Origin of the sequence: Pseudomonas sp. S10E 269, from assembly GCF_002798465.1 — a bacterium.
GTDB lineage: Bacteria > Pseudomonadota > Gammaproteobacteria > Pseudomonadales > Pseudomonadaceae > Aquipseudomonas > Aquipseudomonas pergaminensis.
The window spans coordinates 940,490-965,065 of record NZ_PHIJ01000001.1 but is presented as its reverse complement, the minus strand read 5'-3'; the positions used below and the strand labels follow the sequence as shown (position 1 = coordinate 965,065).

Genomic DNA, 24,576 nt, shown 5'->3' with positions numbered 1-24,576 from the left:
GACACGATGTGATCACCGCCCAAGCCTTCCCGACCATCCGGGCTATCCAGCGCAGTGCCTGGAACGACTGTTTCCCGGGTGCCCTGGAGGACTGGGACTATTACGTTGCCGTGGAAAACGCCGCCATTGATGATTTTCAGTGGCGTTATCTCGCGGTTTATCAAGATGGAACGCTGGTGGCGGTAGCGGCCGCGTTCATCACGCATTATCGCCTCGACACCACGGTGTCGGGCGCCGGCAAGCGCTTGGCCGAGCGTGTGGAGCGATTGTGGCCGGGGCTTTTGCAACTGGGGCTGTATGCCCTCGGATCGCCAGTGGCCGAACGCTGTGACGTGGGGTTCGCCAGCAGCGTGCCGGATGCCCAGCGTCCGCTGTTGCTCAAGCACTTGCTGCAGGCCGCTCGCCAGGATGCCGATGACTTCGGCATCGGCCTGGTGGCGGTCAAGGATGCGCCGAGCAAAGACCCGCACTGGCTCGAGAGTTGCCGGGCGGCGGGCTTCCAAAGCATGCCGAGCCTGCCCACGGGCGTGTTGCCGCTGCCCTATGGTTCGGTGGATGCTTACCTGGGCTCGCTGGGCAAATCCACCCGCAAGGACCTGCGCCGCAAGCTGCGCGCGCCGGGCCCGCGGGTAGAATGGCGGCGCAACATCGACGACGTGCTGCCCGAAGTCATGCGCCTGTACGAAGCCACGCTCACGCGTGCCGAGTTGCAGTTCGAGCGGCTGCCCGCCGGTTACTTCACCTCGGTGCTCGAACGGCTTGATGAGCGCGCGGTCTGTGTTCTTTACTGGGTGGACGAGCAACTGGTGGCGTTCAACCTGGTGCTGGTCGACCAACACCGGCTGGTGGACAAGTTTTTCGGGCATGACGTCGCGTTCACCCGCGACTACAACCTGTACTTCCGCAGTTGGCTGACCAATGTCGACTACTGTATTCAACACAATATTGCCGTGTATGAGTGCGGCCAGGCCGGGTATGCCAGTAAGCTGCGCCTGGGCTGCGAGTTCCAGGGCAACAGTGTGTATTTTCGCCACCGCAACCGGCTGGTCAACGGCCTGCTCAAGCTTGTAAAACTGTTTATTCGACCGGATCGTTCCGACCCTGCCATGGCTGCTGCGATAAGCGAAACCTGATGATCACCAAGACCCGCCAGAAAGCCCGCCCCTTTGCCATTTCGCGTTGGAGCGTCCAGCGCAAGCTGGTGCTGGCGTTCTGGTTGGTCAGCGTGATTCCCACCATGATCGCAGCAGAGCTGGCCGCCACCACGTTGTCGCAGATCTTCGACAGCAACGTGCGCATTTGGCTGCAGGAGTCGACCAAGATCGTCAAGGACGAAATCGGCGACATCCTTCATGACAACGCGCGCATGGCCAAGCTGTTCCTGCGCTACACCAGCCCGCCCTCCAACCGGCAGGCGGCCAAGCACGACCGGCTGACTGCCGACATTGCCGATGCCACGGACATCGACGTGGTCGCGCTGATCCGCGTCAGCGACCACAAGCTGGTGTTCAGCACCGCCTCCGACGACATCGTCAAACAGATCAGCCTGACCAGCAACGCGGTGTTGCAGACCGTGCAGGTGGCCGGGGTGAGCACCGGGATCGTGGTGTCCACCTTCGAGACCACCCAGGACGGTGTCGATTACCTGCTGCTGGTGGCCACGTACCTGGACAGCAGTTTCCTCACCAGCGTGGCCGATGTGCATTCCCTCGACCTGCGCCTGTACCTGGCCAACCCCGATGGGTTCTCCGAGATATTCTCCACCCAGCGCTTCGAGGATCACCCCTCGCGCATCCCCAAGAACGTCGAAACTGCGATGCGCAGCACCAAGCAGCCCAGCGAGCAGTTCACCAATAACTACAGTGGGTTGTACTGGCCGATCTTCAACGACGCCGGCGACTTGCAGGGCGTGATTTTCAGCGGCCTGCTGCGCCACACCAGCCTGGTGGGGCTGGTGAACCAGAGCAATCTGTTCGTGCTGATCTTCCTGCTCAGCTCGGCATTGTCGCTGGCGGCGGGGGTGTTGGTGTCGCGGCGCCTGACCAAGCCGCTGCGAGACCTTTCCCAAGGCGTGAGCGCGGTGATCTCCGGCGATTATGCGCACCGCGTGGTGGTCAGTGGCGGCGACGAGCTGGCGCAGTTGAGCAGCACCTTCAACCATATGACCGAACGCCTGGGCGAGTTGCATTACCTCGAAGCCCAGCTGCGCCGGCGTGATCGCCTGCATGCCCTGGGTGAAGTCGCCATGGGCCTGGCCCACGAGATCCGCAACCCGCTGGGCATCATCAAGACGGCCACACAGTTGCTGCACCGCCGCGCCGACCTGGCGGACACCGACAAGCGCCACCTGGAATACGTGATCAGTGAAGTCAGCCGCATCAACGACCTGATCACCGAGTTCCTCGACTTCGCCAAGCCCAACCCGCCGCTGCGCGTGTTGCAGCCTGCGCGCCCGTTGGTGGAGGAAATCCTCGGTTTCTGCGCCCCGGAACTGGCCACCCATAACATCGACGCGCACATCGATGACCAGGCGCCGGGGGCGACGATCTACGCGGACGCCAAACAGCTCAAGCAGGCGTGCCTCAACCTGATCCTCAACGCCATCGACGCGATGCCCGAAGGCGGGCGCCTGACCCTGGGCATTCGCACGCTGGACGACAACACCGTGATCAGCATCGCCGACACCGGCCAAGGTATCCCGGCGGAAATGATCGAGCGTATCTTCACGCCATTCGTCACCACCAAGGCCTCTGGCACCGGCCTGGGCCTGGCCAAAGTCTATTCGATCATGGAAAGTCACGACGGCAGCATCGAATGTGCCAGTGAGAAAGATGCCGGCGCCACCTTCAGCCTGTACATTCCGGCGATTGGCGAAGACGACGAGGACAGTCATGACGCATAACATTCTGGTAGTCGACGACGAACCCAAGCTCTGCGACCTGCTGGCGTCGGCCCTGGGCCAGAACGATGTGCAGGTGTTTATCGCCGGCAACGGCCTGCACGCGCTCAAGGTGCTGGAGCAGGAAGACATCGACCTGGTGATCAGCGACTGGCGCATGCCCGGCATGGACGGGCCGGCGCTGCTCGCCGAGATCAAGGTGCGTTACCCCCATGTGCCGGTGATCGTGATGACCGCCTACAGCACGGTGAAAAACGCGGTGCAGTCGATGCGCAACGGCGCCTACGACTACATCGCCAAGCCGTTCGACATCGACGAGCTGGACATCACCGTGGCCAAGGCCCTGCAGTTTCGCGACATCATGCGCGACAACGCGCGCATGCGTGCCGAGCTGGATGAACACGCGCAGTTCGACAGCCTGGTGGGCGACAGCCCGGCGTTTCGCAAAGTACTGCAAGCCGTGGACTCGGTGCGCGACAGCAGCGCCACCATCTTGCTGACCGGCGAAAGCGGCACTGGCAAGGAAATGGTCGCACGCGCCATCCACAAACACGGCAGCCGTGCCGACCAGCCTTTCGTTGCGGTCAACTGTGCGGCGATCCCGGAAGGCTTGCTGGAAAGCGAAATGTTCGGCCATCGCAAAGGCGCGTTTACCGGTGCGGTGGCCGACCGGGTAGGGCGCTTCCAGCAGGCCGACAAGGGCACGTTGTTTCTCGACGAAGTGGGCGACATGCCGTTGGCGTTGCAGGCGAAGATCCTGCGGGCGTTGCAGGAGCGGGTGATCGAACCGGTGGGCGACCCGCGCGAGCGCAAGGTGGACGTGCGCGTCATTGCCGCCACCAACAAGAATTTGCTGGACGCGGTGGCCAACAAGGAGTTTCGCGAAGACCTGTATTACCGCCTCAATGTCTTCCCGATCCCGCTGCCGGCCTTGCGTGAACGGGTGGAAGACATCGCGCCGTTGGCCCGCCACTTCGCCCACACCCTGAGTGCCACCGCCGGCAAACGTATCACTGGCTTCAGCCCGGAGGCGTTGCAGGCCATGGCGGCGTATCACTGGCCGGGTAATATCCGTGAGCTGCAGAACTGCGTGGAGCGCGCGACCATCGTGGCGGCCTCACCGGTGATCGAGGACATCGACTTGCCGGGTTACCTGTTTGCGTCCAAGCCGAGCGAGGGCGGTGTGTCGGCGATTCTGAGCGATGGGCCTGGCATTCCGCAGGACCTGGATGCGGCGCTGGCAGAGGTCGAGAAGGCCTATATCCTGGCAGCGTTGCAGGAGAGCAACGGCGTACAGGCTGCGGCGGCGGCGAAGATCGGGATATCGGAGCGCAGCTTCTGGTATCGCCTGAAGAAGCTGGGTATCCAGGTCGACAAGATCGTCCGCTGATACCCTGAGGTTCAAATGTGGGAGCGGGCTTGCTCGCGAAAGCGGTGTGTCAGTCAAATAGGTTCCAACTGAACCACCGCATTCGCGAGCAAGCCCGCTCCCACAGTTTTGACCGTGTTGGGTCAGGCGTGAACGCGGACCCAGATGCTGACCAATATCGTAGCGGCCATCAACCACGCCACCGCCGCCACGGCCAGTGACGCTTCCAACCGCATCCGATCCACCATCACATACAACGTCGCCAGGTACACGAAGTACGGAATGATCGACCACATCCCGAACAGGATCGTGGTCTTTAAGTCGTCCACCGAACGGCCCTTGCCGACGATGTAGTGGGCGATCAACGCAAAGGTCGGAAACAGCGGCACCAGGCCCGCGATGTAGTAGTTCTTGGTCTTGGCCAGCGCCGCCAGGATCAACACCACTGCCGCGCCAAGGGCGGCCTTCAATACCAGATCCATCAGTGGCTCAACCCGTATTTTTTGACTTTGTCGAACAGCGTGGTCTTGGCCATCCCCAATTCCTGGCTGGCCTGGGTCAGGTTGCCGCCGCTGCGTTGCAGGGCGTCGTTGAGCAGGTTGCGCTCGAAGGCTTCCACCGCCTCGGTAAAGGCCAGGCCCTGGCTGCCGCTGCTGGCGCCGCTTTTCTTGAAGGCGGGCAGGCCGAGTGCGAAGCGTTCGGCGACGTTGCGCAGTTCACGCACGTTGCCGGGCCAGTCGTGGCTCATCAGGCTGGACAGGGTCTGGTTGTCCAGCTCTGGCACACTGCGGTCAAAACGCAGTGACGACTGCTGCAGGAAGTGTTCGAACAGTTGCAGGATGTCTTCGCGGCGTTCGCGCAGGGGCGGCAGTTCCAGCGTCACCACGTTGAGACGGTAGTACAGGTCGCTGCGGAACTGGCTGGCGCGGCTCAGTTCGTCGAGGTCGGACTTGGTGGCGGCGATCACCCGGCAATCCACCGCGACGCTCTGGTTGGAACCCAGGCGTTCGAGGGTGCGTTCCTGCAACACCCGCAACAGTTTGATCTGCAGGTTGATCGGCATGCTTTCCACTTCGTCGAGGAACAGCGTGCCTTCGTGGGCGTGTTCGATCTTGCCGATGCGACGCTTGCCCGCACCGGTAAAGGCGTTGGCTTCGTGGCCGAAGATCTCGCTCTCGAACAGGTTCTCCGGCAGCCCGCCGCAGTTCAGGGCGACGAACTGGTGGGAGTGACGGCGGCTGAAGTCATGCAGGCAGCGTGCGACCAGTTCCTTGCCGGTGCCGGTCTCACCCTCGATCAGTACGTTGGCCGAGGTGTCGGCGACGTTGGCGATCAATTCGCGCAGGTTCTGCATGGCTGGCGAACGGCCAATGATGCGGCCTTCCAGCGAATCGCGCTCGGCCAGTTGGCGGCGCAGGGACCAGACTTCCCGCGCCAGCCCGCGCTGCTCCAGGGCGCGGCGGGCGACATCGACCAGGCGTTCGGGGGAGAAGGGCTTTTCCATGAAGTCGTAGGCGCCGTTGCGCATCGCGCCGACGGCCATGGAGATATCGCCATGCCCGGTGATCAGCACCACCGGCAGGCTTTTATCCAGGGCCTTGAGGCGCGTGAGCAACTCCAGGCCGTCGATGCCCGGCAGGCGGATATCGCTGATCACAATGCCCGCGAAGTTCTCGCCGATACGCTTCAACGCTTCTTCGGCACTGCCCACGCCAACGCTGGGAATGTCTTCCAGGGCCAGGGCTTGCTGGCAGCCCAGCAGCACATGGGGGTCGTCTTCGACGATCAGTACGGTGAGGTCGTCTTTAAGGGCTGTAGCGTCTGTATTCATATCGACTCAGCTTTTTGAGCGCCCGCCAACGGCAGGCACAAGACAAAGGCCGTTCCACCACTGGCCGGGTGCTCCACGGCGAGGTTGCCGCCGGTGGCTGCTGCGAGGCTGGCGGACAGGGTCAGGCCCAGGCCCAGGCCTTGCTCGCCGGGTTTGGTGGTGAAGAACGGTTCGAACAAATGCTTGCGCGCCTCGGGGTCGATGCCGTGGCCATTGTCGCGCACTTGCAGGCGGTATTTATCGTCGACGGTGCTGCCTTCCAGCCACAGTTCGGGAGCCGGTTGGGCTTGCATGGCGTCGAGGGCATTGCCGATCAGGTTGACCAGGATCTGCTCCAGGCGCGTCTGGTCGATTTGCAGTTGGGCGTTGGAAAAGTCGCGGTGCAGGGTCAGTGGCAGGCTGTCCAGGCGTGCGCCGAGTACCTGGAACGTGGCGTCCACCGCCTTGGCGAGGCTGGCTTCACCCTGATCGTCGCCGCGTCGGGCGAAGGAGCGCAGGCTGGCGGTGATGCGGCCCATGCGGTCGATCAGTTCGTTGATGGTCTTGAGGTTGGCGCTGGCAGTATCCAGGGCGCCACGTTCGAGGAAGCGCACGGTGTTGCCGGACAGGGTGCGCAGCGCGGCCAGGGGCTGGTTCAATTCGTGGGCAATGCTGGTCGACATCTGGCCGATGGCCGCCAACTTGCCGGCCTGTACCAGTTCATCCTGGGCGCGGCGCAGGGTTTCCTCGGCCTGGCGCCGTTCACGGATCTGGCCCTTGAGCCGTTCGTTGCTGGCGCGCAGGTCGGCGGTGCGTTCGGCAATCCGCCGCTCCAGCTGGCTGTTGGCTTCTTGCAGGGCTTCGCGCGCGGCGAGGCGGGTGGCGATGACCTTGCGACGCTCGTTCCAGGCAATCAGCAAAAACGCCACCAGGCCAAACGCGACCGCCACCAGGATGCCCTGGTTGATCGCGGCGCGGCGCAGGTCGTTGAGCGGGGTCAGCAGGGTGAAATTCCAGGGGGTATCGTTGAGCGGGCGGGTCTGGGCCAGGTAGCTGACTTCATGCTCGTCGTTGACCACTTCGCTGTTGGCGGGAAAGGTCAGTTTCTCGGTGCCTTCGTTGAGGCGCTCGCGGGCCAGGGGCTCCAGCTCGTTCAGCGTCGCCCAGTAATATTGCAGGCTGTGGGCCAGGCGGTCCTTGGTGTCATCGCTCAGCGGGCGCACGGCCTTGAGCCGGCGGGCCGGGTCGCTGGAGAGAATGATGATGCCGTTCTCGTCGCTCACAAAGGCTTCGAGGCGTGCGCGTTGCCAGCGTTCTTCCAGGGCTTCGAGGCGCACCTTGACCACGGCGACACCGATGATCTTGCCATGCTCCTCCAGGCCGTGGGCCAGGTAGTAGCCGGGTTCGCCGTTGGTGCTGCCGATGCCATAGAAACGCCCTGGCTGGCCACGTACGGCGTTCTGGAAATAGGCGCGGAAGGACAGGTCTTCACCCTGGTAACTGTCGGCATCGCGCCAGTTACTGGTGGCCAGCACACGGCCGGTGGTGTCCATCACGTAGATGGCCCGACTGCGACTGCGTCGGTTCAGGCCTTCGAGGTAATCGTTGACGGTCTTGCGGGTTTCCTGGTTCGGGTCGGCCAGCAGCGTGGAGACGCTGGACTCCAGTTCCAGCAGGCTGGGCAGGTAGGTGTATTTGCTCAGTTCGCTTTCGACGGTGCGGGCATGCAACTCCAGCTGACGTTCGCCGGTGTCGCTGAGGGTGCGGATGCCGTAGTACTCACTGATCCAGAAGCCGATATAACCCAGGCCGATCATCAGGGCGATGATCAACGGTGGCAGGAACAGTTGGCGGATCAGACGTGGTTTCACGGCAAGTGATGGCGGTGCGGCGCGAAATTGGTTGGGGTCGCATTTCATCACAGATGCCTTGGGTCAACCAGAGCCGCAAGCCCTGTGACGAACATGGCTCATGTAGGCGCTGGCTTGCCAGCGATGCAGGCACCTCGGTGTGTCTGTGACACCGAGGTGATTCTATCGCTGGCAAGCCAGCTCCTACACAAAACCGGTTCCCACAGGGAAAACGGGCCTGCTTTTTAGTGCTGCAGGATTTTCTCAAGGAAGTGCTGCGCGCGTTCGGAGCGGGCGTTGATGTCGCCGAAGAACTCCTCTTTCGGGCAGTCTTCGATGATCTTGCCGGCGTCCATGAAGATCACGCGGTCGGCGACTTTGCGGGCGAAGCCCATTTCGTGGGTCACGCACATCATGGTCATGCCTTCGTGGGCCAGTTGCACCATCACGTCGAGCACTTCGTTGACCATTTCCGGGTCCAGCGCCGAGGTCGGTTCGTCGAACAGCATGACGATCGGGTCCATGGCCAGGGCGCGGGCGATTGCCACACGTTGTTGCTGGCCGCCGGAAAGCTGGCCCGGGTGCTTGTGGGCGTGAGCCGACAGGCCGACGCGCTCCAGCAGTTGCAGGCCCTTCTTGGTGGCTTCTTCCTTGCTGCGGCCGAGCACCTTGATCTGCGCGATGGTCAGGTTTTCGGTAATGGTCAGGTGCGGGAACAGCTCGAAGTGCTGGAACACCATGCCCACGCGCGAGCGCAGTTTCGGCAGGTCTGTCTTCGGGTCGGCAATCGAGGTGCCGTCCACGACCACGTCGCCTTTCTGGAACGGTTCCAGCGCGTTGACGCACTTGATCAGGGTGGATTTACCCGAGCCGGACGGCCCGCACACCACGATCACTTCGCCTTTTTTAACCTCGGTGCTGCAATCGGTCAGCACCTGGAAGTCGCCATACCACTTGTTGATGTTCTTGATAGAGATCATACGGCAAACCTTTTTTGCAGACGCTTGACCAGCAGCGAGGCGGAAAAGCTGATGATGAAGTAGACGACACCGGCGAAGATCAGGAACTCATTGGAGCGGCCGATGATGTCGCCGTTGGAGCGGGCGGAGTTGAGGAAGTCCACCAGGCCCACGGTGTAGACCAGCGAGGTGTCCTGGAACAGGATGATCGACTGTTGCAGCAGTAACGGAGTCATCTTGCGGAACGCCTGTGGCAGGATGATCAGGCGCATGGTCTGGCCATAGGTCATGCCCATTGCCTGTGCCGCCGCCATCTGGCCCTTGGGGATCGACTGCACGCCGGCCCGCACGATTTCACAGAAGTACGCGGCTTCGAACATCATGAAGGCCACGACGCACGAGGTGAACGCACCGATCGGGGTGTCTTCGCCGGTGATCCAGCGCAACACGAACGGCACCGCCAGGTAGAACCAGGTGATCACCAGCAGCAACGGGATCGAGCGGAAGTAGTTCACGTAGGCGCCAGCCACGCGGGACAACAGTTTGCTGGACGACAGGCGCATCAGCGCCAGGACCGTACCCAGCGCGATACCGCCGATCACGCCCATGACCATCAACTGCAAGGTCATGACCATGCCGTTCCACAGGCCCGGGATGGCGGGGATGATGCCGCTGAAATCGAATTCCATTATTTACCCCCCACGGAGATCAGGCCGGGCACCGCGACTTTCTTCTCGACCACGCGCATCAGCAGCATCAGGCTCATGTTCAGGGTGAAGTAGATCAGCGTGGCCAGGGTGAAGGCTTCAAACAGGTTGGCCGAGAACTCGGCGGTCTGTTTGGTTTGCGCCAGCAGTTCCATCAGGCCGATCAAGGACGCCACGGAGGAGTTCTTGAAGACGTTGAGGAATTCCGAGGTGAGCGGCGGAATGATGATCCGGTAAGCCTGCGGCAGCAGCACGTTCCAGTAGATCTGCGGTAGCTTGAAGCCCATGGCGCGTGCCGCGGATTCCTGGCCGCGTGGCAGCGCCTGGATACCGGTACGCACTTGCTCACACACACGGGCGGCGGTGAACAGGCCCAGGCACACGACAACGCTCAGGTAGGCCGAGGTGGTCGGGTTGAGGTCTTGTTTGTACCAGTCCTGCAGGTTCTGCGGCAGCATGTCGGGTACCAGGAAGTACCAGATAAACAGCTGAACCAGCAGCGGCACGTTACGAAACAGTTCCACATAGCAGGTCGCGATGCCCGCTACGATGCGGTTTGGCACGGTGCGCATGACGCCCAGAATGGACCCCAGCAGCAAGGCGATAATCCATGCCACGACAGCGATGGCGATGGTCCAGCCCAAACCGGCGATGTACCAGTCGAGATAAGTCTCGCTGCCCACGCCAGTGGACTTGAAGAACACGCCCCAGTCCCAGTTGTAATTCATTAGGGTCTCCCCTCGAGATCGATCGATGTACAAGCACCCGCTTGGGGAAAATCCATTCCCGCCTGGCGATGAACGCCAGGCACACGCGATCGGCTCGAAAACCGCCAGGTCGAGTGTTCCAAAGTAAAGCCAGCAGGTAGTAACAGACGCCTGAGGGAGGGTTGCCTCCCTCAGGAGATAAGCTTAGTCAGGTATCAGATTTTTACGTCAGGGGCTGGCTTGTCGCTTGGGTTAGCGATCAGCTCCTTAACCTTGTCGCTCATCGGGAAGTTCAGGTTCAGGCCTTTTGGTGGGATCGGGCTCTCGAACCACTTGCTGTAGATCTTGTTGATTTCGCCGGATTTGTACAGGGCAACGATGGCGTCATCGACCGCTTTCTTGAAGGCTGGGTCGTCTTTACGCACCATGCAAGCGTAGGCTTCGAAGGACTGCGGAGTACCGGTGATGACCCAGTCGTCCGGCTTCTTGGCCTTGGCTTCTTCACCGGCCAGCAGGGCGTCGTCCATCATGAACGCAACGGCGCGGCCGCTTTCCAGCATTTGGAAGGATTCGCCGTGGTCTTTGGCGGAGATGACGTTCATGCCCATCTGCTTGTCGGCGTTCATCGCCTTGATGATGCGCTCGGACGTGGTGCCAGCGGTGGTCACGACGTTCTTGCCTTTCAGGTCAGCGAAGTCGGCGTAGCTCGGCTTGCCATCCTTGTCTTTCTTGACCAGCAGGCGGGTGCCGATTTCGAAGATGTTGACGGTGAAATCAACTTGTTGGGCGCGTTCGGCGTTGTTGGTGGTGGAGCCGCACTCGAGGTCCGCGGTGCCGTTCTGGATCAGCGGAATACGGGTTTGTGAAGTGACCAGGTTGTACTTGGCCTTCAGGTCGGGTTTGTTCAGGTCTTTTTTCAGTTGCTCGACGACGGCCAGCTGAATGTCGTGGGAGTAGCCCACTGGTTTGCCCGAACCATCCGCGATGTAGGAAAACGGAATGGAGCTGTCGCGGTGAGCGAGAGTGATGGTGCCGGAGTCGTTGATCTTCTTCAGGGTGCCGGTCAGTTCGGCGGCGAACACTGGAGTGCTGATCAGAGCAGCAGCGATAGCTGCGCCCAGAATATGGGGAACGATGCGCATCAATACTTCCTCGACATTTGTTTTTTTTATGAAGCCGGCTAAACGGCTCTCTTGTACAGCGAATGCCCGTGACGGCTCCTGAGGCGTCTCAGGCAATCGTCCAAGAGTGTAGAGCATGAGTCGTGCCATACCTGGAATTAAAGGTTATCTATTTGATTTATAAGAAAATTAACTTTGTGTGACGGTTGATTTTCGAAGCATGGGTCCGGCAAACCGAATGGTACGGTGTACGCCGTTCGGAAAACCGAATGGTGAAAGAGGGAAGGTGCAGGCATGAAAAAGCCCCTGGACCTCGCGGCACAGGGGCTTTTTATGGCGGCCCGGTCAGGCCGCTTCAATCTTTGCGCGGTGTTGCTCAACCTTGGACAGGTAACGCTGCACGTTCTCCTGTTCTTCCGGGGTGGTGAACAGGCCAAGCTTGGTGCGACGCCACAGCACATCCTGAGGCTGGGTTGCCCATTCCTCGGTGCACAGGTAATCAACCTCGCGGGTGTACAGGCCACCACCCAGGTGGTCGCCCAGGTCGGCCAGCGATTGCACGCCTTCGAGCAGGCGCCAGGTGCGGCTGCCGTAGGTGGTGGACCAACGGCGCGCGATCTCGCTCGGCACCCAGTCGAACTTGCTGCGGATGGCGTCAGCCAAGGCTTCTGGCGTGGTCATGTCTTCGCCGCCGGGCAGGCTGGCGGTAGCAGTCCAGCTTGGGCGCATGTGGGTGAAGTAGGGGGCCAGTTGCGCCATCGCCGATTCAGCCAGCTTGCGATAGGTGGTCAGTTTGCCGCCAAACACCGACAGGATCGGCGCCTCGCCCGTGCCGCCGGACAATGCCAGGGTGTAATCGCGGGTGATGGCCGACGGGTTGTCGGACTCGTCGTTGCACAGCGGGCGAACGCCGGAGTAGGTGTGGACGATGTCGTCGCGGCTCAATTGCTTCTTGAAGTGAGCGTTGACCACCTTGAGCATGTAGTCGGTTTCACCCTCGGTGATCGCAACTGCAGCCGGGTCGCCGGTGTATTCGCGGTCGGTGGTGCCGATGATGGTCAGGTGATTCAGGTACGGAATGGTGAAGACGATGCGCTGGTCTTCGTTCTGCAGGATGTGCGCGTGGGCGCCTTCGTACAGTTTCGGCACGATCAGGTGGCTGCCCTGGATCAGGCGGATGCCGTAGGGCGAGTCCAGCTTCAGGTCGTCCTTGATGAATTTGGCGACCCATGGGCCGGCGGCGTTCACCAGTGCGCGGGCGCGGATCGAGAACAGGCTGCCGTCGGCGCGTTCCATGTTCATTTCCCACAGGCCCTTGCTGCGGTGTGCGCTGATGCACCGGGTCTGGGTGTGAATGTGCGCGCCTTTTTCGCGGGCGGCCATGGCATTCAGCACCACCAGGCGGGCGTCATCGACCCAGCAGTCGGAGTATTCGAAGCCTTTGGTGATTTCGCTTTTCAGCGGGCTGTCAGGGCCGAACTTGAGGCTTTTCGAACCGGCGAGCTTTTCGCGCTTGCCCAAGTGGTCGTACAGGAACAGGCCGGCACGAATCATCCACGCTGGGCGCAGGTGCGGGCGGTGCGGCAACACGAAGCGCATCTGCTTGACGATATGCGGGGCCTTGGCCAACAGCACTTCGCGTTCAGCCAGCGCTTCGCGCACCAGGCGGAATTCGTAATGTTCGAGGTAACGCAGGCCGCCGTGGATCAGCTTACTGCTGGCGGACGAGGTGTGGCTGGCCAGGTCATCCTTTTCGCAAAGGAATACCGACAAACCGCGCCCGGCTGCGTCTGCTGCAATGCCGACGCCATTGATCCCGCCACCGATAACGGCAACGTCATAGACTTCGGCAAGCGGTGGGGCAGGCAAGGTAGAAGGGTTCATCGGCTGGCCTCGCGATCTTTTCGTATTGGAATTCGAACATTAATGTTCATTTGCGAAAATGGTAGCTGATAAACGCGCGCACAGCCACCTGACTTCGATTGAAAAAACTCATCGAAGCGGCGGGAAAGGAAAATTTGTGAACATCTGCGGGCGGGACAAGCTACTGATGTGGTGAGCGGGGCAAGCCCGCTCACCCCAGGGTTACACGACTTCCAGTCGAACCTTATGCTGGCTCAACAGCTGCACCAGCGCCGGCACTGGCTGCTGGTCGGTCACAAGGCAGTCCACCAAACTGATCGGGCCCAGGCGAATCATGGCGTTGCGCCCGAATTTGCTGGAGTCCGCCGCCAGGATCACCTGGCGTGCATTGGCGATAATCGCCTGGGATACGCGTACTTCCTGGTAATCAAAGTCCAGCAGACTGCCGTCTTCATCGATACCGCTGATACCCACCAACGCAAAGTCGACCTTGAACTGGTTGATAAAGTCGACACTCGCCTGGCCCACTACACCGCCATCACGGCGCACATTGCCACCGGTGAGCAGCACGTCAAAGTCGTCCTTGGCACTGAGCATGGTGGCGACGTTGAGGTTGTTGGTGATGATTTTCAGGTGATTGTGGTTGAGCAGCGCGCGAGCGATGGATTCGGTGGTGGTGCCGATATTGATGAACAGCGAGGCGTGATCGGGGATTTGCGCGGCGATGGCTTCGCCGATGCGCTGTTTCTCGTCGCGCATCTGGTCCGCACGCATGGCGTACGCGGTGTTCTCGACACTGGAATCATAGGCCGCGCCGCCGTGGTAGCGGCGCAGCAGATTGGCGTCCGCCAGTTGGTTGATGTCGCGGCGGATGGTTTGCGGGGTGACAACGAATAGCTGCGCCATTTCCTCGATACTGACATAGCCGCGTTCGCGGACCAGTTCGAGGATTTGTTGTTGGCGGGGAGGCAGATTCATGGGGCGTCCTTTGGGCTGCCATACAAAAGTGGCCCATGATGACGCAGGAATCCGCTCCCTGCCAGTTACAACCCTATATGGGTCCGGCGCTTGGCTTATTCAGCGCCTTCGTGGGGCTCCCAGTCACGGGTGCGGCTGACTGCTTTTTGCCAGCCGGCGTAGAGCTTCTCTTTGGCCGCTTCGTCCAGTTGTGGTTCGAATTCGCGCTCGATCACCGCCTTGCCGCGCAACTCGTCCAGGCTGCCCCAGAAGCCGCACGCCAGGCCAGCCAGGTAGGCGGCGCCGAGTGCGGTGGTTTCACGCATTTGCGGGCGCTCGACCTGGGTGCCGAGGATATCGGCCTGGAATTGCATCAGAAAGTTGTTGGCCACGGCGCCGCCGTCCACACGCAAGGCCTTGAGGCGTTCGCCGGAGTCCTGTTGCATGGCGTCGAGCACGTCACGGGTCTGGTAGGCAATCGACTCCAGGGCTGCACGAATGATGTGATCCACGCGTACGCCGCGGGTGAGGCCGAACAGTGCGCCACGGGCGTACGGGTCCCAGTACGGAGCGCCCAGGCCGGTGAAGGCTGGCACCAGGTACACGCCGTTGCTGTCCTTGACCTTGCCGGCGAAGTATTCGGTGTCGGTGGCATCGGCGATGATCTTCAGCTCGTCACGCAGCCACTGCACCGTGGAACCACCGTTGAACACTGCGCCTTCCAGGGCGTAGGCCACTTCGCCGCGCGGGCCGCATGCGATGGTGGTGAGCATGCCGTGCTTGGATTTTACCGCCTTGTCGCCGGTGTTCATCAGCAGGAAGCAACCGGTGCCGTAGGTGTTCTTGGCTTGGCCGGCTTCGACGCACATTTGGCCGAACAGTGCCGCTTGCTGGTCACCGGCGATACCGCCGATGGCGATGCCGCTCTTGGTGCGGCCGTAGATTTCCGAGGAGGATTTGACTTCCGGCAGCATTTCGCGCGGTACGTCGAGGATCTCCAGCATCTTCGCGTCCCACTCCAGCGTGTGGATGTTGAAGAGCATGGTGCGCGAGGCGTTGGTGTAGTCGGTGACGTGGGTCTTGCCGCCGGTAAATTTCCAGATCAGCCAGCTGTCGATGGTGCCGAACAGCAGTTCGCCGTTGCGCGCACGCTCGCGGCTGCCTTCGACGTTGTCGAGGATCCACTTGAGCTTGGTGCCGGAGAAGTACGGGTCGGTGACCAGGCCAGTGGTGTCATTGATGTATTGCTCGTGGCCATCGCGCTTGAGCTGCTGGCAGATCTCGGTGCTACGGCGGCATTGCCAGACGATCGCGTTGTAGATCGGGCGACCGGTGACTTTGTCCCACACCACGGTGGTTTCACGCTGGTTGGTGATGCCGATGGCAGCAACCTGGTCATGGTGCAGGCCGGCCTGTGCCAGCGCTTCGACCATCACCGCACTCTGGGTGGCGAAGATTTCCATCGGGTCATGCTCGACCCAACCGGCTTGTGGGTAATGCTGAGTGAATTCACGCTGGGCGGTGCAGACCACGTTGGCGTCACGATCAAAGATGATCGCGCGGGAACTGGTGGTGCCCTGATCAAGGGCAATGATGTAGTTCTTATTCTGAATGTCGGTCATGTCGATTGCCTTGGACGGAAAATAAGGAAGTAAGGAATCAGCCGGGTCCGCAAAGAGGCAGTGGGGACCCGGCCAGCGCTATCAGGAAATACGCGTCTTGCCGTTGACAGCCGTGTCAGGTGTTTCTTCAGCTATAGCAGGTGCGGCGCTCGGCAGGTGGCGGGCAATCAGCCCGCGATAGGCCGCAGCACCGAGGCATGCACCCACAATCGGCGCGAAAATCGGCACCAGGAAGTAAGGAATATCGCGGCCGCCCGTAAAGGCCATTTCACCCCAGCCAGCGAAAAAGGTCATCAGCTTGGGCCCGAAATCCCGCGCCGGGTTCATCGCAAAGCCAGTCAGTGGGCCCATTGCGCTGCCGATCACGGCAATCAGCAGGCCAATCAGCAGCGGGGCCAACGGGCCGCGGGGCAGGCCGTTGTTGTCATCGGTCAAGGCCATGATCACGCCCATCAGGATGGCGGTGATGACCATTTCCACCAGGAACGCCTGGGCAGTGCTCAGCAGCGCATGGGGATAGGTGGAGAACACCGACGCCAATTCCAGGCTGGCCTGGGAGCCACGCACCATATGGTGGGTTTGTTCGTAATCGAAAAACAGATTGCTGTAGAGCGTGTACACCAAGGCCGCCGAGCAGAAGGCGCCGGCGATCTGAGCGAGGATATAGAAGGGCAGTTTGCGCTTTTCGAAGTCAGCGAAAATACACAGCGCGATGCTGACGGCCGGGTTGAGGTGGGCCCCGGAAATACCGGCGCTCAGGTAGATCGCCATGCTGACGCCAACCCCCCAGATGATACTGATCTCCCACAAGCCAAAGCTGGCACCCGCGACCTTGAGCGCAGCGACACATCCTGTACCGAAGAAGATCAGAAGCGCAGTCCCCAGGAACTCGGCCATGCATTGGCTCGAAAGTGAAGGCTGTTGAAGAGCAGTTGTCATGGAAAACCTCAGTTGTTGTTCTTGTCTGGCGCACAACCTCAATGGATTGTTGCGCGATTTTCACCGTGGCAAGGATCCCCATCCCGGTCGCGGCTTACTGCTTCAATACTGCGGGTCTATTCCTACAGTATTCGGAAACGAAAAAATATAGACAAGAATGACGGCTGTCAAAGGTCGAAAGTGAACTGTCAGTCACTTTCAAACTATTGGTTTGGTGAATGATCACGCTTGGCACATTTTGCGTGTACCGCAAGAGAGTGCGGACTAGAGCGTTTTATGTGGGCTTGGCCTAGAATTGGCCATCTGTTTGCCACGCCTCGGAGCCGCCATGACGCCCGCATTGGACCTGTTGAAAAAAGTTCGCGCCGAACATCGAATCCACAGTTACGAACATGACCCCAAGGCGGCGTCATATGGGCTGGAAGCCGCGGAGAAATTGGGCCTCGACCCGGCGCGGGTGTTCAAGACCTTACTGGCCAGCAGTGAGAAGGGTGAATTATTGGTGGCAGTGGTGCCGGTCGTCGGAAGTCTGGACCTGAAAGCCCTGGCGCAGGCGGCAGGCGTCAAGAAAGTCGAAATGGCCGACCCTGCAGCCGCGCAACGTTCCACCGGTTACCTGTTGGGCGGCATCAGTCCGTTGGGGCAGAAGAAGCGGTTGCGCACGTTTATCGATGTGACGGCGCAGCCATTTGCGACGATTTTTGTGAGTGCGGGGAGAAGGGGCTTGGAGGTTGAGTTGCCAGCCGTGGTACTGGCTGAGCATTCCCAGGCCAAGTTCGCGCCGATTGGTCGCGCCTGACGTCCATTTAGACGTGTATGAGCCAGGTGTGGGAGCGGGCTTGCTCGCGAAGGCGGTATATCAGTCAATCAATAGGTCGACTGACACTCCGTTTTCGCGAGCAAGCCCGCTCCCAGGTTGATCCGGTTTCTTCAGTTGGCGGGGCTGTAGCGGCGCACGCCGGATTCGACTTGAGGAATCTGCGCGGCGGTACTGCCTGAGGCCTGGAACAGCACCAGGTGTTCGGCGGCTACACGGATCCCCACATCCGCGCCGACCTGATGGTCGGCATGGCTCGGGAAAATCGACTCCAACTGCGCGCCGGTCGGCAGTTGCAGGCGATACAAGGTCGACGCGCCGAGGAAAGTCTTGCCGACGATCCGCGCTTTCAAACCGCTGTCCGGGGCGTAGACGATGTCGTCCGGGCGCAGTAGCACGTCCACCGCGCCGCCGGTGGGCCAGGTGTAGGCGCGGTTGCCGCGCAACTCACCCAGCTCGGTGCTGACCGATTCCGGCGAACTCAATTGGCCACGGATGAAGTAACCCTGGCCGATAAAGCTGGCGACGTAGGGCGTCTGCGGTTCGTGATAGAGGTTGTAGGGCGTGTCCCACTGTTCAAGCCGGCCCTCTTTGAACACGCCGACCTGATCGCTGACGGCAAAGGCTTCTTCCTGGTCGTGGGTCACCAGGATCGCACTGGTGCCGCGTGCCTTGAGGATGTCGCGCACCTCATGGCTGAGCTTGCGCCGCAACTCGCCATCGAGGTTGGAAAAGGGTTCATCCAGCAACAACAGGGCCGGCTCCGGCGCCAACGCGCGGGCGAGGGCGACGCGTTGTTGCTGGCCGCCGGAAAGCTCGTGGGGAAAGCGCTTGCCCAGGTTCTTCAGGTTGACCAGCTCCAGCAACTCAGCCACCACGCGGTCTTTCTGCGGATGCTTGCGAATACCGAAGGCAATGTTGTCGGCCACGCTCAAGTGAGGAAACAGTGCGTAGTCCTGGAACACCATCCCGATACGACGTTTCTCTGGTGCCAGTGTGAAACCGGCACTGGAGATCACTTCACCCGCCAGGCTGATTTCTCCTTCGTGCACCGGCTCAAACCCGGCAATCGCCCGCAGCGTGGTGGTCTTGCCGCAGCCCGAAGAACCCAGCAGGCAACCGATGTCGCCGGCGTTGAGGTGCAGATTGAGGTTCTGCACCACCCGTTGATCTTGATAGCCGCATGCCAGATTGCGCAGGTTCAGCAGTAATGAATGGCTCATGCGTGGTGGTACGACGGCGGAACGAGGAATTCGAGCAGCGCCTTTTGCGCGTGCAGGCGGTTTTCAGCCTGGTCCCAGGCGACCGAGCGCGGGTCGTCGAGCAAGTCGAGGCTGATCTCTTCACCACGGTGGGCTGGCAGGCAGTGCATGAACAGCACATCCGGCGCGGCCAGGTCGAGCAGCGCGCGGTTCACTTGGTACGGCGCGAACAGGGCCAGGCGCTGGGTGGTCTCGTCTTCCTGGCCCATGGAGGTCCAGACGTCGGTGCTCACCAGGTGCGCGCCAATCACGGCGTCGTGTGGGTCGCGCACGAGGGTCACACGGTCACCGGCCTGTGCCAGGAAGCGCGCGTCCGGCTCGTAGCCTTCCGGGCAGGCAACGCGTAGGTGGAAGTCGAACTGGATGGCGGCTTCTATATAGCTGTTGCACATGTTGTTGCCGTCGCCGATCCAGGCCACGGTCTTGCCCTGGATCGAGCCACGGTGTTCGAGGAACGTTTGCATGTCGGCCAGCAACTGGCACGGGTGCAGGTCATCGGACAGGCCGTTGATCACCGGCACGCGGGAGTTGGCGGAAAATTCGGTCACGGTGCTGTGGGCAAAGGTACGGATCATCACCGCATCAAGCATGCTCGAGAGGACGATGGCGCTGTCGGCGATTGGCTCGCCACGACCCAATTGGGTGTCGCGCGAGGACAAGAAGATCGCCTGGCCACCCAGTTGGATCATGCCGGCTTCGAAGGACACGCGGGTGCGGGTCGACGACTTCTCGAAAATCATCCCGAGCACGCGGTTTTTCAAAGGCTCGAACAGTACGCCGCGGTTACGCAGGTCTTTAAGCTCAATGCCTCGACGGATCACGCTGACCAGCTCTTCGGGCGTGCAATCCATCAGGGAGAGAAAGTGCCTTGCGCTCATCATTAACTACCTTTTTGCAACAGACCGCAGATACTCAAAGCCTTGTTTATTGTGACAACGGGCGAGACCTGCGGCGAAAGCCGCACGGGGCGACGAAATAGGGGAAGGCGCGATCTTATAATTAAATGTCGCGTCTTACCAATAGGGCTACGGTTTTTAGGGGTGTTCAAGCAGGGCGCCGGAGCGCTTTTGAAGACGAATACCAGACAGCAGCGGGTCATTTGTACACTGGCGTCACAACCTTTTGCAATGCGCGGAGGCGGCTGCGGGCCAGGCTGAGTCGGTTTCAGCGTGGCTGTGCGAAGTTTCTGAAACATTTGCTCATGCTTAGCCATGGCCGGGCCTGATGCTTGTCGATTCACGGCACTGACGTTGGTGGTGCCTTGGCCTTCACCGGCCCATAGTTGAATCAAAGCCCTGATAAGAGACTGGCCATGACCAAGACTCTCCACCACCGTGCCTGCCATCTGTGTGAAGCCATCTGCGGCTTGACGCTCGAAACCACCCAGGCCGACGACGGCAGCCTGGCAATCACCTCGATCAAGGGCGACGCCCAGGACAGTTTCAGCCGTGGGCATATCTGCCCCAAGGCCGTGGCGCTGCAGGATATCCAGAATGATCCCGACCGCCTGCACCAGCCCATGTTGCGGGTGGGCAGCGAATGGCAGCCAATTGCCTGGGACGAGGCCTTTGCACGCGTTGCCGAGCGGTTGGCCGGCATCCAGGCGCGGCACGGGCAGAATGCAGTGGCGGTGTATCAGGGCAATCCCAGCGTGCATAACTATGGGTTGATGACCCACAGCAACTACTTTCTTGGACAACTGAAGACGCGCAATCGGTTTTCCGCCACCTCGGTGGACCAGTTGCCCCACCACCTCACCAGTTACCTCATGTACGGCCATGGTCTGTTGCTGCCTATCCCGGACATCGACCACACCGACTTTATGCTGATCCTGGGCGGCAACCCACTGGCGTCCAACGGCAGCATCATGACCGTGCCCGATGTGGAGAAGCGTCTCAAGGCGATCCAGGCGCGGGGCGGCAAAGTGGTAGTGGTCGACCCTCGGCGCAGCGAGACGGCAGCGATGGCCGACCAGCATCTGTTCGTGCGTCCAGGCGGTGATGCGGCATTGTTGTTCGGCGTACTCAACACCTTGTTTACCGAAAGCCTGACCCGCGACAGCCATCTGCCGGTTGAAGGCCTTGAGGATGTACGCCGTGCCATCGCCGGCTTCACCGCCGAGGCCATGAGCCGTCAGTGTGCAGTGCCTGCCGAGCAGATCCGCCAACTGGCGCGGGACTTTGCCGCCGCCGACAAGGCGGTATGTTACGGGCGCATGGGTGTTTCGACCCAGGCGTTCGGCACCCTGTGCCATTGGTTGGTGCAATTGATCAACCTGGTGACGGGCAATCTGGATCGTGTCGGTGGGGCGCTGTGCACCACACCGGCGGTGGATCTGGTGGCATCGACCGGTGGTGGGCATTTCAATCGTTGGCAGAGCCGGGTTTCCGGGCGCCCGGAATACGGCGGCGAGCTGCCGGTGTCGACGTTGGCCGAAGAAATGCTCACCGAAGGCGATGGGCAAATCCGTGCCCTGGTGACAGTGGCTGGCAACCCGGTGCTGTCGACGCCCAACGGCCGGCAACTGGAGCAAGCCCTGGATGGCCTGGAATTCATGGTCAGCATCGACCTCTATATCAACGAGACCACGCGGTATGCCGACCTGATCCTGCCGTCTACGTCGGCGCTGGAAAATGATCACTACGACACGACCTTCAATATGTTCGCGGTGCGTAATGTCACCCGGTTCAACCGGGCGATTCTGCCCAAGCCCGTGGGCGCGCTGCATGACTGGGAGATCTTCGTCGGCCTGGCCCAGGCGTTTGCCGCACAGACCGGCACGACGCTCAAGCCCACGATGCCGCCTTCGCACATGATCGATTTCGGTCTGCGCGCCGGGGTGTACGGTGATGCCTCCAGCCATAAGTTATCCGTGGCCATGCTGGCGGATCATCCCCACGGCGTGGACCTCGGGCCGCTGCGGCCCAACCTTGCCGCACGTCTGAAAACCACGGATGGCAAGGTGCAAGCGGCACCGGCGGTGATCCTCGCCGACCTGGCGCGTTTTGCGGCGCAGCCGATGCCCCTGGCCGACGAACTGCTGCTCATCGGCCGTCGTCATGTGCGCAGTAATAATTCCTGGATGCATAACTATCACCGGCTGGTGAAAGGCAAGCCGCGCCATCAATTGTTGATGCACCCGGATGACCTCGCCAGCCGGCAGCTGAATGATGGCCAGCGTGTGCGCGTGAGTTCGCGCATCGGCATGATCGAAGTGGAAGTGGTCGCCAGCCTGGACATGATGCCTGGCGTGGTCAGCCTGCCTCACGGTTGGGGCCATGGACGACCGGGTGTGCAGATGACGATCGCCAGCGGACAGCCGGGGGCGAGTGCCAATGACTTGACCGACGAGCGGCAGTTGGATGAGTTATCCGGCAATGCGGCGTTGAATGGCGTTCCGGTGCAGGTAGCAGCCGCCTGAGCACCAGGCTGGAATTTTGCGTTACAATGCGCCACCGTGCCGACCTGTGAGTCGCAAAGTTCCAGCCGAGGTGTTCCATGGATATCATCGAAACGATCAAAGAGCAGATTGCCAACAACACCATTCTGCTTTACATGAAGGGCGCGCCCAACGCTCCTCAGTGCGGTTTCTCCGCGAAGGCGTCCCAGGCCATCATGGCGTGTGGCGAGAAATTCGCTTACGTGGATATCCTGCAAAACCCTGAAATCCGCGCCAACCTGCCGAAGTATGCCAACTGGCCTACATTCCCACAGCTGTGGGTAGCCGGTGAGCTGGTCGGCGGTAGCGACATCATCGTTGAGATGGCGGCTGATGGTTCGTTGCAGGCGCTGATCAAAGAAGCAGCGGCCAACGCCGCAGCCAAGACCGACGCGTAATTATGTAGGCGCCGGCAAGCCGGCGCCTACCCGTCATCGGTCAATAAAAAGCCCCGCTTCTCGTGAGAGAGCGGGGCTTTTTTGTACCGGCGCGCTGAGGGCTTATTCGCCCATCTGCGATTGCAGGTAGTTTTCCAGGCTGACCTTGTCGATCAGGCCCAATTGGGTTTCCAGCCAGTCGATATGCTCTTCCTGGTCTTCGAGGATGTCTTCCAGCAGCTCACGGCTGCCGAAGTCGCCCTTGGTCTCGCAGTGAGCGATGGCGGCCTTGAGGTCGCTGTGGCTCTTGCGCTCGAAACCCAGGTCGCTGCCGAGCATTTCCTGGGTGTGCTCGCCGATGTTCAGCTTGCCCAGGTCCTGCACGTTCGGCAGACCTTCCAGGAACAGGATGCGCTTGATCAACGCGTCAGCGTCTTTCATGGCCTTGATGGATTCTTTGTATTCGCGCTTGCCCAGCTTTTCCAGGCCCCAATCGTCATACATGCGCGCATGCAGAAAGTACTGATTGATCGCGACCAGTTCATTGGCAAGGATTTTGTTGAGTTGCTGGATGACTGAGATGTCGCCTTTCATGACTGGGGTCCTGCCCTGTAATCGCTGTGTATAGGGCGGAGTTTGAGCGGCGAATTCCCTAGTGTCAAACCTAAGTTATTGAATAATAAATGAAAATTAATCGGAATAAGAATGTTTGTGTTCCGCGTCTTGACGCTAACTAATTGAATTGCGGGCATAAAAAAACCGGACACTAAGTCCGGTTCTTTAAAACACGCCTAATCAGGCGTGTGTAAATTCTGCTGAATAGGGGAGCGCGGACTGGGCTGTCTGCAGCTGCGTCAGGGTTTCCCGTACCACTTGCTTGGCGAGGCAAGCACATTTACCGCACTGGCTGGCAACGCCGGTGGTTTCACGCACTTCCTTGTAGCTGCAGCAACCTTCATAGATTGCTTCGCGGATTTGTCCGTCGGTGACGCCAGTACAGAGGCACACATACATAAGGGAGAACCGTCGCGGGTTTAAGGCTTAAGTGCGATGGATCTTAATGTTAACGAGAATGATTGTCAAAGTAGATTCGTAGGGTATTCGCTGGCACTGAGCCCGCACTGACGAACGGTTTTTTCAGTGTATGATGGTCGGTCTTCACGAAGCGTGACTGCGTCACAGGGCTGTCGCCTAAACACGGCAGACTCAAGGCCGGTCCTTTTACTTCAATCGTCACCCCTACATCAGGAGATATCCAATGAGCGTACTCGTCGGCAAACAAGCCCCGGATTTCGACGTCCCAGCCGTCCTCGGCAATGGCGAAATCGTAGACAGCTTCAAACTGTCTGAAGCCATCAAAGGCAAATACGGCCTGGTGTTCTTCTACCCGCTGGACTTCACCTTCGTCTGCCCTTCGGAGCTGATCGCTCTGGACCACCGCATGGACGATTTCAAGGCGCGCAACGTTGAAGTGGTAGCCGTTTCCATCGACTCCCATTTCACCCACAACGCCTGGCGCAACACTGCCATCAACGATGGCGGCATCGGCAAAGTCAAATACACCATGGCTGCCGACATGAAGCACGACATCGCCAAGGCCTACGACGTTGAATCCGAAGGCGGCGTGGCGTTCCGTGGCGCATTCCTGATCGACGACAAAGGCGTGGTTCGCTCCCAGATCATCAACGACCTGCCACTGGGTCGTAACATGGAAGAGCTGATCCGTCTGGTCGACGCCCTGCAATTCCACGAAGAGCACGGCGAAGTCTGCCCTGCCAACTGGAAAAAAGGCGACAAAGGCATGAACGCTTCGCCAGAAGGCGTTGCGGCTTACCTGACCGAGAACGCTGGCAAGCTGTAAGCCAGAATCGAGGTACA

General features: G+C 60.5%; 22 protein-coding genes. 7 read left to right on the top strand and 15 right to left on the bottom strand.

The window, feature by feature from the left end; translation table 11 throughout:
• The first annotated feature begins 8 nt into the window (after positions 1-8).
• From CWC48_RS04640 to CWC48_RS04630, 3 genes are read left to right on the top strand one after another with little or no spacing between them, the layout of a single operon-like run.
• Positions 9-1,133, top strand: a complete 1,125-nt coding sequence (locus tag CWC48_RS04640; protein WP_100491407.1) for a GNAT family N-acetyltransferase — start codon at positions 9-11, stop codon at positions 1,131-1,133.
• Entirely contained in the window at positions 1,133-2,902 is a 1,770-nt protein-coding gene (locus CWC48_RS04635; protein ID WP_078047108.1) for a HAMP domain-containing sensor histidine kinase, read from the top strand. Before CWC48_RS04640 ends, CWC48_RS04635 begins: the two co-directional genes overlap by 1 nt.
• Complete coding sequence (locus CWC48_RS04630) at positions 2,892-4,289, top strand: sigma-54 dependent transcriptional regulator (RefSeq protein ID WP_100491406.1); 1,398 nt, start codon at positions 2,892-2,894, stop codon at positions 4,287-4,289. Before CWC48_RS04635 ends, CWC48_RS04630 begins: the two co-directional genes overlap by 11 nt.
• A gap of 122 nt (positions 4,290-4,411) precedes the next feature.
• Here the strand turns inward: CWC48_RS04630 and CWC48_RS04625 are convergent, their stop codons facing one another.
• From CWC48_RS04625 to CWC48_RS04575, 11 genes are all read right to left on the bottom strand, one after another.
• Entirely contained in the window at positions 4,412-4,750 is a 339-nt protein-coding gene (locus CWC48_RS04625) for a GlpM family protein (RefSeq protein ID WP_028619050.1), read from the bottom strand.
• A complete protein-coding gene (locus tag CWC48_RS04620; protein WP_078047110.1) occupies positions 4,750-6,099 on the bottom strand; it encodes a sigma-54 dependent transcriptional regulator in 1,350 nt (449 codons plus the stop codon). Before CWC48_RS04620 ends, CWC48_RS04625 begins: the two co-directional genes overlap by 1 nt.
• Positions 6,096-7,997, bottom strand: a complete 1,902-nt coding sequence (locus CWC48_RS04615; protein WP_100491405.1) for a sensor histidine kinase — start codon at positions 7,995-7,997, stop codon at positions 6,096-6,098. Before CWC48_RS04615 ends, CWC48_RS04620 begins: the two co-directional genes overlap by 4 nt.
• Before the next feature lie 176 nt (positions 7,998-8,173).
• The gene (locus tag CWC48_RS04610) at positions 8,174-8,908 is read right to left on the bottom strand and encodes an amino acid ABC transporter ATP-binding protein (protein WP_034102398.1); all 735 of its coding nucleotides are present in this window, start codon (positions 8,906-8,908) and stop codon (positions 8,174-8,176) included.
• Positions 8,905-9,576 carry an amino acid ABC transporter permease gene (locus CWC48_RS04605; RefSeq protein WP_078047112.1) on the bottom strand — a complete coding sequence of 224 codons (672 nt, stop codon included), beginning with the start codon at positions 9,574-9,576 and terminating at the stop codon, positions 8,905-8,907. Before CWC48_RS04605 ends, CWC48_RS04610 begins: the two co-directional genes overlap by 4 nt.
• A complete protein-coding gene (locus CWC48_RS04600) occupies positions 9,576-10,322 on the bottom strand; it encodes an amino acid ABC transporter permease (protein WP_071488705.1) in 747 nt (248 codons plus the stop codon). Before CWC48_RS04600 ends, CWC48_RS04605 begins: the two co-directional genes overlap by 1 nt.
• Positions 10,323-10,516: 194 nt before the next feature.
• Positions 10,517-11,443, bottom strand: coding sequence for a glutamate/aspartate ABC transporter substrate-binding protein (locus CWC48_RS04595; protein ID WP_010212760.1), 927 nt, complete (start codon positions 11,441-11,443; stop codon positions 10,517-10,519).
• 324 nt (positions 11,444-11,767) lie between these two features.
• On the bottom strand, positions 11,768-13,306 hold the full coding sequence (glpD, locus tag CWC48_RS04590; RefSeq protein ID WP_100491404.1) for a glycerol-3-phosphate dehydrogenase: 1,539 nt from the start codon (positions 13,304-13,306) through the stop codon (positions 11,768-11,770).
• 201 nt (positions 13,307-13,507) lie between these two features.
• On the bottom strand, positions 13,508-14,263 hold the full coding sequence (locus tag CWC48_RS04585; protein ID WP_025856881.1) for a DeoR/GlpR family transcriptional regulator: 756 nt from the start codon (positions 14,261-14,263) through the stop codon (positions 13,508-13,510).
• A gap of 95 nt (positions 14,264-14,358) precedes the next feature.
• Positions 14,359-15,864 carry a glycerol kinase GlpK gene (gene glpK, locus CWC48_RS04580; RefSeq protein ID WP_034102403.1) on the bottom strand — a complete coding sequence of 502 codons (1,506 nt, stop codon included), beginning with the start codon at positions 15,862-15,864 and terminating at the stop codon, positions 14,359-14,361.
• 81 nt (positions 15,865-15,945) lie between these two features.
• Positions 15,946-16,803 (bottom strand): MIP/aquaporin family protein, encoded by an 858-nt coding sequence (locus CWC48_RS04575; RefSeq protein WP_012722481.1) that lies wholly within the window; start codon positions 16,801-16,803, stop codon positions 15,946-15,948.
• Between the two features lie 328 nt (positions 16,804-17,131).
• Here CWC48_RS04575 and ybaK point away from each other — a divergent pair, with 328 nt between their 5' ends.
• Positions 17,132-17,602 carry a Cys-tRNA(Pro) deacylase gene (gene ybaK / locus CWC48_RS04570; protein WP_100491403.1) on the top strand — a complete coding sequence of 157 codons (471 nt, stop codon included), beginning with the start codon at positions 17,132-17,134 and terminating at the stop codon, positions 17,600-17,602.
• Positions 17,603-17,733: 131 nt separating this feature from the next.
• On the opposite strand, the gene CWC48_RS04560 is transcribed toward ybaK, so the two are convergent.
• Positions 17,734-18,843: an ABC transporter ATP-binding protein gene (locus CWC48_RS04560; RefSeq protein WP_078047115.1), complete on the bottom strand. Its 1,110-nt coding sequence runs from the start codon at positions 18,841-18,843 to the stop codon at positions 17,734-17,736.
• Complete coding sequence (gene argF, locus CWC48_RS04555; RefSeq protein WP_100491401.1) at positions 18,840-19,760, bottom strand: ornithine carbamoyltransferase; 921 nt, start codon at positions 19,758-19,760, stop codon at positions 18,840-18,842. The genes CWC48_RS04560 and argF overlap by 4 nt, the downstream gene beginning before the upstream one ends.
• 434 nt (positions 19,761-20,194) lie before the next feature.
• Between argF and CWC48_RS04545 the strand changes: the two genes are divergently transcribed.
• Entirely contained in the window at positions 20,195-22,303 is a 2,109-nt protein-coding gene (locus tag CWC48_RS04545; RefSeq protein ID WP_100491400.1) for a molybdopterin oxidoreductase family protein, read from the top strand.
• A gap of 77 nt (positions 22,304-22,380) precedes the next feature.
• The gene (gene grxD / locus CWC48_RS04540) at positions 22,381-22,719 is read left to right on the top strand and encodes a Grx4 family monothiol glutaredoxin (protein WP_065906770.1); all 339 of its coding nucleotides are present in this window, start codon (positions 22,381-22,383) and stop codon (positions 22,717-22,719) included.
• A 102-nt stretch (positions 22,720-22,821) separates the two neighbouring features.
• Here grxD and bfr read toward each other — a convergent pair whose 3' ends face one another.
• On the bottom strand, positions 22,822-23,292 hold the full coding sequence (gene bfr, locus CWC48_RS04535) for a bacterioferritin (protein ID WP_010212744.1): 471 nt from the start codon (positions 23,290-23,292) through the stop codon (positions 22,822-22,824).
• Between the two features lie 201 nt (positions 23,293-23,493).
• Positions 23,494-23,712: a bacterioferritin-associated ferredoxin gene (locus CWC48_RS04530; RefSeq protein WP_078047118.1), complete on the bottom strand. Its 219-nt coding sequence runs from the start codon at positions 23,710-23,712 to the stop codon at positions 23,494-23,496.
• Between the two features lie 244 nt (positions 23,713-23,956).
• Here CWC48_RS04530 and CWC48_RS04525 point away from each other — a divergent pair, with 244 nt between their 5' ends.
• Positions 23,957-24,559 (top strand): peroxiredoxin, encoded by a 603-nt coding sequence (locus tag CWC48_RS04525; protein ID WP_003172097.1) that lies wholly within the window; start codon positions 23,957-23,959, stop codon positions 24,557-24,559.
• The last annotated feature ends 17 nt before the right edge of the window (positions 24,560-24,576 follow it).

Excerpts from the sequence above, each read along its gene's own strand:
- CWC48_RS04635 (WP_078047108.1), top strand. The coding sequence starts at position 1,133 with ATGATCACCAAGACCCGCCAGAAAGCCCGCCCCTTTGCCATTTCGCGT.
- CWC48_RS04630 (WP_100491406.1), top strand. The coding sequence starts at position 2,892 with ATGACGCATAACATTCTGGTAGTCGACGACGAACCCAAGCTCTGCGAC.
- CWC48_RS04625 (WP_028619050.1), bottom strand. The coding sequence starts at position 4,750 with ATGGATCTGGTATTGAAGGCCGCCCTTGGCGCGGCAGTGGTGTTGATC.
- CWC48_RS04620 (WP_078047110.1), bottom strand. The coding sequence starts at position 6,099 with ATGAATACAGACGCTACAGCCCTTAAAGACGACCTCACCGTACTGATC.
- CWC48_RS04615 (WP_100491405.1), bottom strand. The coding sequence starts at position 7,997 with ATGAAATGCGACCCCAACCAATTTCGCGCCGCACCGCCATCACTTGCC.
- CWC48_RS04610 (WP_034102398.1), bottom strand. The coding sequence starts at position 8,908 with ATGATCTCTATCAAGAACATCAACAAGTGGTATGGCGACTTCCAGGTG.
- CWC48_RS04605 (WP_078047112.1), bottom strand. The coding sequence starts at position 9,576 with ATGGAATTCGATTTCAGCGGCATCATCCCCGCCATCCCGGGCCTGTGG.
- CWC48_RS04600 (WP_071488705.1), bottom strand. The coding sequence starts at position 10,322 with ATGAATTACAACTGGGACTGGGGCGTGTTCTTCAAGTCCACTGGCGTG.
- CWC48_RS04595 (WP_010212760.1), bottom strand. The coding sequence starts at position 11,443 with ATGCGCATCGTTCCCCATATTCTGGGCGCAGCTATCGCTGCTGCTCTG.
- glpD (WP_100491404.1), bottom strand. The coding sequence starts at position 13,306 with ATGAACCCTTCTACCTTGCCTGCCCCACCGCTTGCCGAAGTCTATGAC.
- CWC48_RS04585 (WP_025856881.1), bottom strand. The coding sequence starts at position 14,263 with ATGAATCTGCCTCCCCGCCAACAACAAATCCTCGAACTGGTCCGCGAA.
- glpK (WP_034102403.1), bottom strand. The coding sequence starts at position 15,864 with ATGACCGACATTCAGAATAAGAACTACATCATTGCCCTTGATCAGGGC.
- CWC48_RS04575 (WP_012722481.1), bottom strand. The coding sequence starts at position 16,803 with ATGACAACTGCTCTTCAACAGCCTTCACTTTCGAGCCAATGCATGGCC.
- ybaK (WP_100491403.1), top strand. The coding sequence starts at position 17,132 with ATGACGCCCGCATTGGACCTGTTGAAAAAAGTTCGCGCCGAACATCGA.
- CWC48_RS04560 (WP_078047115.1), bottom strand. The coding sequence starts at position 18,843 with ATGAGCCATTCATTACTGCTGAACCTGCGCAATCTGGCATGCGGCTAT.
- argF (WP_100491401.1), bottom strand. The coding sequence starts at position 19,760 with ATGAGCGCAAGGCACTTTCTCTCCCTGATGGATTGCACGCCCGAAGAG.
- CWC48_RS04545 (WP_100491400.1), top strand. The coding sequence starts at position 20,195 with ATGACCAAGACTCTCCACCACCGTGCCTGCCATCTGTGTGAAGCCATC.
- grxD (WP_065906770.1), top strand. The coding sequence starts at position 22,381 with ATGGATATCATCGAAACGATCAAAGAGCAGATTGCCAACAACACCATT.
- bfr (WP_010212744.1), bottom strand. The coding sequence starts at position 23,292 with ATGAAAGGCGACATCTCAGTCATCCAGCAACTCAACAAAATCCTTGCC.
- CWC48_RS04530 (WP_078047118.1), bottom strand. The coding sequence starts at position 23,712 with ATGTATGTGTGCCTCTGTACTGGCGTCACCGACGGACAAATCCGCGAA.
- CWC48_RS04525 (WP_003172097.1), top strand. The coding sequence starts at position 23,957 with ATGAGCGTACTCGTCGGCAAACAAGCCCCGGATTTCGACGTCCCAGCC.